Source organism: Nocardia sp. FBN12 (assembly GCF_050320175.1).
Classification (GTDB): domain Bacteria; phylum Actinomycetota; class Actinomycetes; order Mycobacteriales; family Mycobacteriaceae; genus Nocardia.
Genome location: NZ_CP190048.1, coordinates 1,294,295 through 1,308,529, shown reverse-complemented (window position 1 = coordinate 1,308,529; position 14,235 = coordinate 1,294,295). Strand labels below are relative to the sequence as shown.

The following is a 14,235-nucleotide window of genomic DNA, read 5'->3' as shown; positions in this document are numbered from 1 at the left end:
GTCAGTGCCCCCGCGGGTCGCCGAGGGCCAGATCCTCCTGCGCCTTCACCCGCCGGTGCTCCGCGATCACGAGCCCGATGCCGACCACCAGGCACACGCCGCAGGCCACACCCGCGATCACGGCCCAGCCCGCGAAGCCGTAACCGGCTGCGGTGAGGGTGAGGCCGACCAGCACCAACCCGACCCCGACAAGGATCAATCCGGGCCAGTTCCGGGTGTCTCTGATCGACTCCCCCGCATGGGATCGAGTGGTCCGAGCGTCATCGGGAAACTGCTTCTCTGACTGATTCATCGCGCACGCTCCTTTCGACGGACGTCATCGCCCTGTCGTGGACATGCCCGCAAACCGGCGAGGCAATCAGTCGATGACCTCGCCCACCGGCCGGCGCGGGGTGGATTCCAGCGGCGCCGCGGCATGGGGCATGACCCCGAGCCTGATCATGACGTGGGGAAAAGCACACTCCTGCAGGACCGTGGTGCGGATCTGCTCGCGCAGGTCGAGCATTCCCAGCGGTTCGGATTGCAGGCTGGTCGCCAGGCCGAGGTAGGTGGCCTGCAGCAGCATCGCGCTCGTCGCCTGGCCCGCGCCGAGCTGGGAGAGCTCATTGTCGTTCGGGGTACACACGACGAGCCAGTGCGCCGAGTCGGGTTCGTCGGTGTATTCGGCCAGTTCCGCGTCGGCGAAGACCCGCACCGGCAGTTCGTCCGAGGACCGAGCGGCAGGCGCGTTGCGGGCGGGCACCCCGTTCGGTGCGCCGTGGCAGCCGCTCCACTGCTCCAGTTCCGCCAGATAGCGGGTATCGGTCGCATGCCTGGCGGCGGCGCGGCGCATGGGGGCAGCCAGGTGCGAGAGCATGCGGTCGGGGACGTGGCGCGCAGCGGCCCCGAACCGGGAGGCGCACCGTGACACCGCGCGCAGATCCCGCGCGGGTACCGGCACGCCGGGATAGCGGCGCCGATCGGATTGCCGCAGGTGGATGGCGGCCGCCAGCCGGATGTCGAGATCCGACGGCGGACGCGGCGTGAACCGCACCGTCGCGAGATGGTCGGGGCGTTGCGGATCGGGCAGCCGATCGATGTGGGCCTGCCAGCCCAGCATGGCGAACGCCACTTCGAGGTGATGCAGCGCGGCGCCGCAACTCACCAGCAGGGCGCGCGCCTTGGGGTCGGTCTCGGTGACCTGACGGCCGAAGTCGGCGAACAGGTCGACCCGGCCCGGCTGGATCCGCCATCGCCACGGTTGGGTGTTGTGGACCGAGGGGGCGCGCACTGCCAATTCCAGCGCGTCTCGGCATATTGCGATGCTCGGCATGTCCGACCGGTCTCCCTTCCCGTGCAGGTCGCCAACTCTGCGGATGTGATGCGACGCTTCCAGGGTATATGCGCGGCCGCTGTGAGCGGGAACACCCTGACCTGGGGCTTTGATCCCGACAGACAGCAGAACGGGCCCGGCGAAGTCGCCGGGCCCGGTCCGTGGGGGTCGTGATTACGCGGGCAGTCGAGCCTCGATCGCGGCGATGATCCGCGGACGCAGATCCGCGACGCTGACGATGGCGTCCACCGAACCGACCTCGACGGCGCGCTGGATGTTGTGGACACGGTCGAACTCCGCGGCCACGTCGCCCAGCTTCTCCGCACGCACCGACGAGCGCGTCTCGTCGAGTTCGGCGCTCAACGTGGCGCGGTCGGTGCCGACCGCGTTCGCCACCCGGCTCTCCAGTTCGCGCACGCGCGGATCGGCGGCGGTCCTCGACTTCACCTCACCGGCGAACACCACCGCGGCGGCAGGCGCGCCACCGAGCACCGAGGCGAACGAACCTTCCAGCGCGAGCACCGTCATGTTCGGGTTCAACGCCTTCGAGAACACCACGAACGCACCACCGTGGTAGCGCGAGATCACGCAGAACACAATGGGGCCGTCGAAATTCACGATGGCGCGGCCGATTTCGGCGCCGTACTCGAGCTGCAGCTTGCGCATCGACTCGGGCGAGCCGTCGAAGCCGGACAGGTTGGCCAACACCACCAGCGGCCGGTTGCCGCTGGCCGCGTTGATGGCCCGCGCGGCCTTCTTCGACGAACGCGGGAACAGCGTGCCCGCGGTGTAGGTGTCGGGTCCGTCGGTGGACGGGAAACCGCGCCGGGCCACATTGCGTGACTCGATGCCCAACAGGCACACCGGGATTCCGCCGAGGTGCGCGTCGTGCACGACCGCGGTCTCGGCATCGGCCATGCCCGCCCACCGTTCCAGGACGGCGTGGTCCTGGTCGGCGAGCGAGTGCATCACGGTGCGAATATCGAAGGGCTTCTTGCGATCCGGGTTGGCGGCCGCGGAGAAGATCTCACCGACGGTGGCAAAGGTGCTGTCCGCCAACACATGCGGGAAGCTGGAGATATCGCGGTCGACGGGGTCGGTGGTCTCCGCGCGACGCGGCGCCAGCTCACCGGGGGCGATGTAGGTGTGCTCGTAATGCGCCATGAGGACGTCGCGCGCGGCGGTCAGGTTCGGCGCCCAGTACTGCGCCTGACCGTTCGGGCCCATCACCCGGTCGTAGCCGCCGATGCCGAAGTTGTCCTCGGCCGAGACACCACCGGAGAAGTCCAGCGACTGCTTTCCGGTCAGCACCATGGCCGAATCCGGGGTCATCACCAGCACGCCCTTGGTGTGCATGAGCATCGTGGCCTCGGCATTCCAGTACGGCTGCGCGCCGACATTGATGCCCGCGACGACGATGTTGATCTCGCCACCACCCTGGGTGAATTCGACGATCCGCTTGAGCGCGGCCGCGACCCAGTCCATGTTCTCGGTACCCGACGCCATCGAGATCCGCGCGCCCGAGGACAGCGCGTACCACTCGAGCGGCACCCGCAGGCTCTCGGCCAGATCCAGCGCGGCGATCACGCGACGGCATTCCGGCTCCGAGAGCGCGCCGAGGGACTTGGTGGGATCACCGAGCAGCAGCACACGGGTGACACCCTGCGGATGCTGCACGGTCGGCGTGGTCACCACACCGGCGACGATCGCCGCCTTGTTGTGCCCCTTCGGCCGCTCGACCGGCACCAGCGCATGCTCGGCATCGAGGTCGTACTCGGCGAAATCACCGAGGAGAGCGGTCAATTCGTACGGGTACACGGTGTTGCGAGCCGCGGCGCGCAGCACTTTCTGCCGGTATTCGTCCAACGGCTCGACGGGTTCGTCGGTCCGTTCGCCGACCGTCACATCGGATCCACCGTCGGGGCGGAACGTGATGCGCACGCCGACCTTGGTCAGCTCGCCGGTCTCGGGATCACGCTGACGTGCGATGAGCAGAATCTCCTCGAGCCCCGCACCCGCGGCCGTCGGCAGCACGTGGCCCCCGATGGTCTCGAGCTCCGCGCGAGTGACGTCCATGTGCGGCCAGATGTACATCACGATGCGGTTGGTGTTGAGCCGCTTGGCCGAGGGGAACCGCGACTGGGCTCGACGGATCGAGTCGACGCAGGTGGCGATGGCGCTCTCGGCGGTGGGCAGCGCCACCAGGCGGCCGTCGTGGTCGCGCAGCGCCGCGAGGTCACGGACCTGGGCGAAGGCGATGAGACGCTCGTCGGACGGGTTCTCCTTGGCCACGCCGCGGAACAGGTAGACCTCTTCGTCCGAGGACGGCAAGCGGGTGAGGTCGAACTTGCGCAACCGTTCCAGCTGCATCCGCTGCGCGATGTAGGGGTGCAGACCGCGGATCAAGCGCTCCTCGGCCATCCCGGTCACCGACGGACGGAAGGTGAAGTGGTGGTGCATGACCGAGCCGCCGCTGCCGGCGACGGTGGCGGTGATCCGGTGCACCTGCTTCGGCACCGGATGCGCGCCGAGCACATCCTGCAGCGCCGCGGCCATCGCGTCGAAGTCCTCGGGCTGCGCTTCCCAGCTGAGGTAGATGTCGGCGTCGATGGAGACCGCGCCGGTGGCCAATTCGGCCAGACCGTCGAGTGCGGAATCGAGCTTGTCGAAACTCACGGCGGTCGACACCAGCGTCGAACCGTAGCGTTCGGCGACGACGAAGGTGGTGTCACCGACCTGTTCGGTGCGGACACCGGTGAGGCCCTTGTTGCCGTAGTAGCGCCGCGTCAGCACCTCGAGCATCGGGGTGTGGTCGGGCTTGTCACGCTCGAGCCGCTGGCCGAGCAGCCGCACCAGCGGTTCGGTGCTGCGCACCATCTCGGCGATCCGCGCGCCGCGATCGTCGGCCTGCGGGTTCGCGTCCAGGTAGCTCAGGTGCTTGCGGACGTTGGTGTACACGCGAGCGCGGTTGCGACGCAGCAGCGGCTGGCCGTACCAGGCGTAGACCAGGCCGCGGGCGAGGTCGGCGATCACCGGGAAACGCACCTGCGTCGCCGCGACGAGGCGCTCGAGCGCCAGACCGACGGGTTCGCGCAGCACCTGGTCGGGCATCGGCTCGGTCAGCCATTCGCGCAGCAGCGCGGCGACGACGGTGACGGTGTCGGTGGGACGCTGCTGCGCGAGGAAGATCCGGAAGACCGCCGCTTCGAGGTCGGGCGTCCGGTCCAGCTCGGTGATCCCGTAGTGGCGCAGCGCGGTACCGAGTTTGGCCTGGTACGACTCAGGCAGCCCGGCCCGTTCGACGTCGAGACTCTGCAGGTAGGTGTGGAAGTACTCGCGGGCGCTGTGGACGTGTCCTTGGCCGTGATCGTCGTCGGCCGACCGGTTGTGGCTCAGTTCGGCGAGGTCGGCGAACATCTGCACCAGTTCGAGCTCTTCGGCGAGCGGGCGCAGGCTGTCAGCTACGGCTTCCCGGCGGGCCGCGAGGTAGTCGTCGAGGACGCGACGTTCGTCGTGCGGGTCGACGTCGAAGCCGAGCAGCAGGCTACTCAGGTCCTGCAGGCCGCGGGTCACCCGCTCGTGTGCGCCCAAAGGTGTTGCCGCGTTGGGCAGATCGAGTTCGACGGTGCCGCTGGTCACGGTTTCGGCGGCTTCGTCGTCGTCGGCGAGCGGCTCGAGCCGCAGCAGCGGCGCGCCCGCCTCGACCTGGGTGCCGACGGAGACCGCGCATTCCTTCAGCCTGGCCCGGAAGGGTGCGCGCAGCACCGTTTCCATCTTCATGCTCTCGAGCACGAGTACCGGCGCACCGGCCTCGACCTCGGCGCCGACCTCGAGGGGCGTGCCGACGACCAGCGCGGGTGCGGGCGAGCGGACGACGCCGCCTTCGTCGCGGCTGATCCGGTGGGTCACCCCGTCCACGTCGACCACGTGGGTGGGTCCGTGCGTGCCGGTGATCAGGCGGTAGCGGGTGCCGTTGACGATGATCTGGCCGGTGTGGTCGTCGAAACGCTCGAGGTCGACATCGGCGGTACGCAGGTCGCCACCGGCCTCGATACCCACGCGGAACCGGTGCGCACCGATCCTGGCGACGCGCACGCGATACCCCGCGCCGCGCAGTTTCAGGTCGAGGGGCCGCCCCGATTCGTGCTGCACCTGCGGGCGTCCGCCGGACGCGGTCGACAGCAGTCGATGCCGTTCGACCCGCTCGTCTTCCTCGTAGGCGTCGATCGCGGCCACGGCGAGCGCGATGGTGGAGTGACGATGGGTCACCAGGCGGCCTTCGCCGCGCACCCGGTCGATCCAGCCGGTATCGGCGCTGGCGTCGATGACCTCGGGCTGGTCGAGGAGGTCGAGCACGAAGCTCTTGTTCGTCGCACCGCCCGCGATGACGACCCGGGTCTGGGCCATGGCCCGGCGCAGTCGCCCGAGCGCTTCGTCGCGGTCGTGGCCGTAGGCGATGATCTTGGCGATCATCGAGTCGAAGTCGGCGGGGATCGTGTCGCCCTCGCTGACGCCGGTGTCGACGCGGATGCCGGGGCCCGCGGGCAGGTCGAGGCGCACGATGCGGCCGGGGGCGGGCGCGAAGTCGCGATCGGGGTCTTCGGCGTTGAGGCGGGCTTCGATGGCGTGTCCGCGCTCGGCGGGCGGCTCACCTTCGAGCTTGTGACCCGACGCCACCCGCAGCTGCGCGTGCACCAGGTCGAAACCGGTGGTGAGCTCGGTGATCGGGTGCTCGACCTGCAGCCGGGTGTTGACCTCGAGGAACGCGAACAGCTGGTCACCGGGGTGGTAGAGGAACTCCACGGTCGCCGCGCCGCAGTACCCGACGGCGATCGCCAGGCGCTCGGCGGAACCCTTGAGTTCGGCGGTCTGCTCGGCACTCAGCACGGGAGAGGAGGATTCCTCGATCACCTTCTGATTGCGTCGCTGCACCGAGCAGTCGCGTACGCCCAGCGCCCACGCGGTGCCCTGACCGTCGGCGATGACCTGGACCTCGACGTGCCGGGCGCCCGTGACCAGACGCTCCAGGAACACGACGCCGCTGCCGAAGGCGCGGGCGGCTTCCTGCTTGGTGCGCTCGTAGGCGTCGACGAGTTCGGCTTCGTCGGTGATCACGCGGATGCCGCGACCGCCACCACCGGCGGTGGCCTTGAGCATCAGCGGGTAGCCGATCCGGGTGGCCGCTTCGATGGCGTCTTCGACGGTGTCGACCGCGCCCCGGCTCCACGGTGCGACCGGCACGCCGACTTCCTCGGCGATCAGCTTGGCGCCGATCTTGTCACCGAGCTTGCGCATGGCCTCGGCGCTCGGCCCGACGAACGTGACGCCGATGTGGTCGCACAGCTCCGCGAACGCGGGATCCTCGGCGACGAAGCCCCAGCCGACCCAGGCCGCGTCGGCCTTGGTGGTGACGAGGGCCTTCTCGAGCGCCTTGAGATCCAGGTACGGGCGTGCCGACGCCGGACCGAGGTCGTAGGCGATATCGGCTTCCCGGACGAAGGTGGCATTCCGGTCGACGTCGGTGTGCAAGGCGACCGTTTCGATCGGTAGCCCGGTCGCCGCCGCCAGATCACGGACGGCGTGGATGAGGCGCATGGCGGCCTCGCCCCGATTCACGATGGCGATACGGCTGAACACTCGCCGACTCCTTCCATTTACCCAGGACATCGTCCTGCGGGTGAGGTTTGCAACTCCCGGTCCGTGCGCAGTCTGCACCCCCGTGCCCCATATACAAGCACCGTGCGCGGGTTACCGGCACGTAGCCAAGTCACGAGCGGCCGCCGAGCACCATACAACCCGACGAACACGAGCGGTGGAAGACGCCGAGATGTCCAGCGGCCGGCGTCGCGATGCCTCGCGGTTGAACGATCACATTCCCCCAAGCGAGTGGACGGCCAAGGTCTGCGGTCCCGGACCATCCACTCACTTCGAGATCCTACCAATCATGTTGACCTACAACATATTCGAGGTCATCTCACGCTCTTCCCACCGACCGATCAGCAGCCGTCCGCAGCGTTGCTCGGCGCGATCGGATCGAAGGGGGCCGCCGGGGGTACGTCCGGATCACCGGGCAGGACTTGCGGCGGGTTGGCGTCCACTGTCATCGGTGCCATAACTTCGCGCCCGAAATCGTGAGTTCCGCCAGTGGGCGCGCCGAACGGGTCGCTTCGGCATGCGGGCTTCTACCGTCGGGGCCGTGTCAGAAGATTCCCCCGCCGCCTGCGACTACGACGTCCTCATCGTCGGGTCCGGGTTCGGTGGCAGTGTCACTGCCCTGCGCCTGGTCGAAAAGGGGTACACCGTCGGTGTCCTGGAGGCCGGTCGCCGGTTCGCGGACGCGGATTTCGCCGCGACCAACTGGGATCTGCGCCGGTACCTGTGGGCGCCGCGGCTGGGGTGCTACGGGATCCAGCGCATCCATCGTCTGCGCGACTGCTTCATCCTGGCAGGCGCCGGGGTCGGAGGCGGTTCGCTGAACTACGCCAACACCCTCTACAAACCGGGCGCGGCGTTCTTCGGCGATCGCCAGTGGGCGGGCATCACCGACTGGGACGCCGAGCTCAGCCCGCACTACGACCAGGCGCGGCGGATGCTCGGCGTCGTCCGCAATCCGCACATGACCCCGGCCGACACCATCATCGAGTCGGTGGCACGGGAGATGGGAGTCGGTGACACGTTCGTGCCGACCCCGGTCGGTGTCTACTTCGGCGAGCCGGGCCGGACTGTCGCCGACCCGTATTTCGGCGGCGCCGGACCGGAGCGCACCGGGTGCATCGAGTGCGGCGAGTGCATGACCGGCTGCCGTCACGGCGCCAAGAACACCCTCGTCAAGAACTATCTCGGATTGGCGGAGCAGGCGGGGGCGGTGGTCACACCGATGACCACTGTCACCGCGATCCGGCCGCGGTCCGACGGCAGCTGGCTGGTCGACACCGAACGCACCGGAAGCTGGGTCCGTAAACACCGCGCCACTGTGTCGGCACGGCATGTCGTCCTGGCCGCAGGCACCTGGGGAACCCAGCACCTGCTGTTCCGGATGCGTGACACCGCGGTACTTCCCGACATCTCGCCGCGGCTGGGGGTGCTCACGCGCACCAACTCCGAAGCCATCCTCGGCGCCGGGCGCACCGAGGTCGACCCTGCCGTCGACATCACCAAGGGCGTCGCGATCACGTCCTCGTTCCATCCCACACCGAACACCCATGTCGAACCAGTGCGCTACGGCAAGGGTTCCAATGCCATGGGATTGCTCAACACCTACCTCGTCGACGGTGATCAGCGACTGCCGCGATGGTCGCGGGTCCTGCTGATCGCCGGGCGCCACCCGGTACAGACCGTGCGACTGTTGCGCACCAGCCGCTGGAGCGAGCGCACGCTGGTCCTGCTGGTGATGCAGAGCCTCGACAATTCGATCACCACCTACACCCGGCGCGGACTGTTCGGCCGCCGGTTCACCAGCAAGCAGGGATTCGGCGAACCCAACCCGTCCTGGATTCCGCCCGGCCACGAGGCGACCCGTCACGTCGCCGCGAAACTCGGTGCGACACCGGGCAGTACGTGGCCGGACGTTTTCAACGTGCCGATGACCGCGCACTTCATCGGCGGCTGCGTCATCGGTCCTGACGCGAGTACGGGCGTCATCGACCCTTACCACCGGGTCCACAGCTACCCCGGTCTCAGCGTCGTCGACGGTTCGGCGATCTCGGCCAACCTCGGTGTCAATCCGTCACTGACGATCGCCGCCCAGGCCGAACGCGCCGCCGCGCTGTGGCCGAACAAGGGCGAACCGGATCCGCGCCCGGCGATGGGCGCTGCGTACGAGCGGATCGCCGCGGTGGCGCCGAACGATCCCGTCGTCCCCGCCACCGCGACCGCCGCCCTTCGCTTGCCGATCTGGCCGGTCACCGCGTCCACCGACGAGGACCGTTGAGCTCGGTGTAGAGAATGCGATGAGATAGCCGACCGAGACTTTGTGACCTCTCCCGCCTCCCCCGCTTATCGCGCTGCCACACGGTGATTCGACTACCGTCGCGCACAGCATTTGAGTTGGTTGGAAGGTGGCAGTAAGCGTGGTAACTACCAAGGCGAAGCTCGACGGGCTGGCCGATATTCTGGCGATCGCCGCGGAACCAGCAGGTGAGGCCGCCGTGGCCAAGCGGGCGAAGAAGGGCATTCCGAGCGTTCGCGAGCGGATGAACATGCTGCTCGATCCCGGAACATTCATCGAGATCGGCGCCTTGGTGCGTCAGCCGGACCAGCCCGACGCCCTCTACGGTGACGGATTGGTCACCGGTCGCGGGTTGATCGGTGGCCGGACGGTGGTGGTGATCGCGCACGATCAGACCGTGTACGGCGGCTCGGTCGGTGTCGCGGCGGCGCGAAAGTTCATGCGGGCCTTGAAACTCGCGTTCGACAACGCCTGTCCGGTGGTGACGATCAACGATTCCGGCGGCGCGCGCGTGCAGGACGCGGTCGGCTCGATCGCCTCGTTCGGCGATATGACCCGGGTGCTGGAGAAGCTGTCGGGGTACGTACCGCAGGTGTCGATCATTCTCGGCAAGTGCGCCGCGGGTTCGGTGTACGGGCCGATCAATACCGACGTGCTCATCGGCACCAAGGACTCCTACATGTTCGTCACCGGGCCGGACGTGATCAAGGCCGTCAACGGTGAGGATGTCAGTGCGGAGGCGCTCGGCGGCGCCGAGGTGCAGGCCAAGCGCGGCACGCTGCATCATGTCGCCGAGACCGAGCAGGACGCCTTCGACTGGGCCCGCAACTACCTCAGCTACATGCCGTCGAGTTGCCTGGAACAGCCGCCGGTCGTCAACCCCGGGATGGAACCCGACATCACCGCCTACGACCTGGAACTCGACACGATCATCCCGGATTCCGACCGCACGGGCTACGACATGCACGACATCTTGCTCCGGCTGTTCGACGACGGTGAATTCCATGAGATCCGAGCGACGTTCGCCCCGAACCTGATCACCGGGTTCGCCAGAGTCGACGGTTATCCGGTCGGCGTGATCGCCAACCAGCCGCTGGTGCTCGGCGGTTCCATCGACGCCGCCTGCTCCGATAAGTCGACCTATTTCATCCGGCTCTGCGACGCCTTCAACATCCCGCTGATCTTCGTCGTCGACACCCCCGGCGTGCTGCCCGGACTCGACCAGGAGGACGCGGGCGTGATCATCCGTGGTGGCCGGGTTCCGCGCGCGATCATCGAGGCGACGGTGCCGATCATCAACCTCGTGGTGCGCAAGTCCTACGGCGGCGCCTACGGCATGATGGGTTGCCGTCAGGTCGGCGCCGACGTGAGCTTCGCCTGGCCGACCGCCCGGATCGCGGTGATCGGCGCCGAGAGCGCGGTCGATCTCGCCGGCAAACGCCAATTGGCCGCTATCGCCGAGGAACACCGCGCCGCGGCGCGCGACTGGATGATCAACCAGTACAACGAGACCGTCGCGACACCGTGGATCGCCGCCGAACGTGGCTACATCGACGCCGTCATCGAACCCGCGCGTACCCGCCTGGAGATCCGGCACGCGCTGCGCCTGCTGCGCGACAAGCCGCCGGTCACCCCGGAATTCAACCCGCGCAAGCACTCGGTCTATCCCATGTGATCAGCCTGCGCGCGAACTGGTTTCGCTCTGGCTTCGATAGAGCTCTGTTGATCCGGACCCACGGTGGGCCCGGATCAACAGCGCGGCGCGCAGATGGCATAGACCGGACACATCATTGAGGTCGAACCCGGTCATCTGGCCGATCCGTTTCAATCGGTAATCGACGGTGTTCGTGTGGATGAACATGGTGCGGGCAGTCCTGGCACGCTGCATATTCGTGGACAGATACACCTCGAGCGTGCGCAACAGTTCCGGATGCGCTTCGAGGGAATCGACAATGGAACTCAGATAATCGCGCGCGGGACCCGGACGCGTCAGCTGATATTCGAAGGCCAATTCGTGCGGGCGATACACCTTGCTCGGACCGCCGAACCGATGTGCGATTTCGACCAGCTCATGGACTTGTTCGGCGGCACGTGGGATTTCGCTCGGTATCGCCGTTGTCGCCACCGCACGCACCGGGACCTGCGCGGCCGCGGACAGGTGCACGATCAACTCGTCCAGCTCGGCTTCGGAGAATTCCGGGACCGGGAGCAGCAATGTGCCGCCGTCCACGCTCAACAGCGAGAGCACTTTTCCGTCGCACCGGTCCGCCAGTTCGGCCTGAACCCGGCGCAGTTTGCGTCGAGCGACGACTTTCGCATCGAGGGACGGGTCGAATTCCTCCGGGTGCGGCGGAAGTTCCAGTGCCATCACGTGATAACGCTCGGCGACCTCGATTCCGCATTCGCGTGCCATCGTCGAGGTGTTCTGGCCGCCGAGTAGGGCCGAGGTCAGCGTGTGCACCGCGGTGTGGTGCTCGCTGTCCACCGAGCGCAATTCGCGAACGTAGGCCACCGAGACCGCCGAGGTGATCATGTTCTGGGCGTCCATCAGCCGGCGCGCCACCCCGACGACGGTGTCGTAGTCGTGGTTGGTCACATTGGTGATGACGAGATCGAAGCCGAGTTTGAAGCCCTCGTGTACGGCGTCGTGAATGGTGTCGATCGGGATTCCCTCGCGTGCCCAGTCGGCGGCGGCGGCCTGTACCCGCTCCACCCGCCCCGGGATATCGCGGCCGTCGAGCATGCTCCTGGTCAGTTCCAGACAGACGCGCGTCACCGTGGTGACGTCTCCGTCGAGCGCTTCGCCGGGCAGCGTGCCACACGGCACGACATTCTCGATGAAATGCACCACCATCTGGCGGGATATCGTCCGCACATCTTTCAAGGGGTTCGATACCGGCCGCCCCGAAACGGTCAGGAACGGCTCGATGGAAGTAGCGCCAGCCATGATGAATCCTTCCCACCCAGGTCACTGGGCAAGCCCCCAAACTACCGTGAACGACAATCCCCCGTCCAACCTTCGCTTGTGACAAGGAGCAAGAGAACGCTGGATCAATGATGCTTTCCGACAAAGAAGCCCGCGGGCCTGCGGGTCGAGGGCAGTGCGGCGGTGGCGCTCGGCGAACCGGAGCCGCGCACATCTTCACTCCGGGAACGATGATCGCCACCGCCGCAAAATAGCCGTGTTAGCCGGTTACAGACAGAAGCTGACCTCGAGCAGCGGAAGGGGAAGCGGCACACACACTTCCACCGAACCCGAGACGGGCGCCGGGGCCGCGGCGGAAGCGGGACCGGCGACGATCGCACCGGCGGACAGCGCGATGGCGGCAACGGCGAGCGGACGGGTAATTCTGGAGTTCATACGGTCATCCTTATTCGTACTCTGTGAAGCATCCCAGATTCGGGACATCTCGATCAGATCACGGTCGCCACGCCGATCGCTATCATCGCGCGCAGTTTTTGACCTTCCAATTCCCATTCCCTGGAATTGTCATGGATTTCCACAACAATTTCCGTCGCGAACTTCTCGCCTTTCGCCGCGCCGTCAGGTATCGCGTGGCCGTCTGCCGCGGGGGTGATTCGGGATCGGTTGCGGCACTTGGCGCATGAGCCATCTCCGCGGGCCACCACCGGGAAGGTCGATCACCCCGGTGGTCTCGAATCCGAGGCGTTCGTAGAAGGAGAGGTTGCTCGGGTTCGTGGTTTCCAAGTGCACGGGGACGCCGTCGGCGGCCGCTCGATACATGCCCGCCGCGACCAGGTCCCGCCCGTGTCCACGTCCGCGGGCCGCCGCGGCGACCCCCACTGCCAACAGGTGCCAGTGCTGTTCCTGCACGCCCGCCGCGTAGGTCGCGCGCGCACCCGTGCGCGCACGTGCGGCCTGCGAACCGTAGGTGTGAAGCGCTTTCAGCTGACGACCCATCGTCGCGCGCGGCAGGACATGAAAGGTGGCCAGCCACACCGCGACGCCGACGATCGATCCGGTGCCATCGAGCGCGAGATCTACGCCGTCGCTGCAATCGCGGGAATCATCGAGCGAGGTTCGAAACGCGCGGGTGAGCCGGGTTCTGCGGGTGGATTCTTTCGGGTGCAGCCACCGTGTCGCGGGGTCGTCGGCCATGGACGCTGCCAGCAGTCCGGCTGCTACACCGAAGTCCTTCCTGTTGCCAGGGCGAATCCGCCGAGCATCGTCGCCTGTAACCGCATCTCCCACGGGCGGAATGATAATGGCGAATCGCCCGTCGGGCCGCTCGAGCGGGACAGTCAGACCGGAACGGTTCGGTCGCGCAAGTAGGCGATGGCGTTGTCGGCTCCCGGCTGGTCCAGGTCCGCGACGGATAATCGGAACTGGGTCACCGCGTCGTCCAGGCGCGGTCCGGGGCCGTGCTCGGCGAGCAGCACCACGATCGCTTCCAGGGTGGCGGGCTGTGGATTCGGGTCCGCCAGTAGTTCGTCGAGATAGGCGTCCGGTTCGAGCAGGCGCAGTGCCCGGCGTGCGTAGGCGTGGACGCGCGCCGGCAAGTCGGCGCGAACGGTGTCGACGTCGGCTTGTAGCGCGGGGCGTGCGCGGTGGGCCGGGTCGACCCGCAGTGACCACCACTGGGTCAACTCCTCGCCCATGCCGTGCTCGTCGATGAGCCCCGGCCCGGTGGCCTGTTCCGGCGCGGCCGGTTCCAGACCTCGCACCCCGTTGCGCCAGTTGCAGAATTCCCACCACGCCGTCGGCGTCGCGCTGAGTTCCAGACCGAAGGAGAGCACTTGCTGACCGTCTGTCCAGGTTCGCTGGGTGCGGGTGCGGCGAATCGAGGCGACACCGCCTGCGGTGACCTGCGTCCAGGCGGCATCTGTCCCGTGAAAGCCGTATGGCCGCAACAACTTTCCCGCCTCGCGTGTCAAGCGGCGTAGCGCAGAGTCCGGTCCGTCCATGTGAGCAGACTAGAGGTGCGCACCGACAAGTTCGGTGCACCGACGAACA

9 protein-coding genes are annotated in these 14,235 nt (G+C 67.5%); 2 read left to right on the top strand and 7 right to left on the bottom strand.

The features are described 5' to 3' along the window. Window position 1: 1 nt before the first annotated feature. The 3 genes from ACQHI0_RS06500 to ACQHI0_RS06490 form a co-directional block, all read right to left on the bottom strand. On the bottom strand, window positions 2-292 hold the full coding sequence (locus ACQHI0_RS06500; RefSeq protein ID WP_427907011.1) for a hypothetical protein: 291 nt from the start codon (window positions 290-292) through the stop codon (window positions 2-4). A 66-nt stretch (window positions 293-358) separates the two neighbouring features. Continuing rightward, window positions 359-1,312, bottom strand: a complete 954-nt coding sequence (locus ACQHI0_RS06495) for an Acg family FMN-binding oxidoreductase (RefSeq protein WP_427907010.1) — start codon at window positions 1,310-1,312, stop codon at window positions 359-361. 174 nt (window positions 1,313-1,486) lie between these two features. After that, entirely contained in the window at window positions 1,487-6,949 is a 5,463-nt protein-coding gene (locus ACQHI0_RS06490) for a carboxyl transferase domain-containing protein (RefSeq protein WP_427907009.1), read from the bottom strand. Between the two features lie 535 nt (window positions 6,950-7,484). On the opposite strand from ACQHI0_RS06490, the gene ACQHI0_RS06485 reads away from it, so the two are divergent. Further along, window positions 7,485-9,242 (top strand): FAD-dependent oxidoreductase, encoded by a 1,758-nt coding sequence (locus tag ACQHI0_RS06485; protein ID WP_427907008.1) that lies wholly within the window; start codon window positions 7,485-7,487, stop codon window positions 9,240-9,242. Between the two features lie 139 nt (window positions 9,243-9,381). Continuing rightward, window positions 9,382-10,935 (top strand): acyl-CoA carboxylase subunit beta, encoded by a 1,554-nt coding sequence (locus tag ACQHI0_RS06480; RefSeq protein WP_427907007.1) that lies wholly within the window; start codon window positions 9,382-9,384, stop codon window positions 10,933-10,935. On the opposite strand, the gene ACQHI0_RS06475 is transcribed toward ACQHI0_RS06480, so the two are convergent. From ACQHI0_RS06475 to ACQHI0_RS06460, 4 genes are all read right to left on the bottom strand, one after another. Beyond that, window positions 10,936-12,207 carry a PucR family transcriptional regulator gene (locus ACQHI0_RS06475; RefSeq protein ID WP_427907006.1) on the bottom strand — a complete coding sequence of 424 codons (1,272 nt, stop codon included), beginning with the start codon at window positions 12,205-12,207 and terminating at the stop codon, window positions 10,936-10,938. Window positions 12,208-12,453: 246 nt separating this feature from the next. Next, on the bottom strand, window positions 12,454-12,621 hold the full coding sequence (locus ACQHI0_RS06470; RefSeq protein WP_427907005.1) for a hypothetical protein: 168 nt from the start codon (window positions 12,619-12,621) through the stop codon (window positions 12,454-12,456). Between the two features lie 183 nt (window positions 12,622-12,804). Beyond that, window positions 12,805-13,473 carry a GNAT family N-acetyltransferase gene (locus ACQHI0_RS06465; protein WP_427907004.1) on the bottom strand — a complete coding sequence of 223 codons (669 nt, stop codon included), beginning with the start codon at window positions 13,471-13,473 and terminating at the stop codon, window positions 12,805-12,807. 50 nt (window positions 13,474-13,523) lie between these two features. Then, complete coding sequence (locus ACQHI0_RS06460) at window positions 13,524-14,186, bottom strand: hypothetical protein (RefSeq protein ID WP_427907003.1); 663 nt, start codon at window positions 14,184-14,186, stop codon at window positions 13,524-13,526. Window positions 14,187-14,235: the final 49 nt, after the last annotated feature.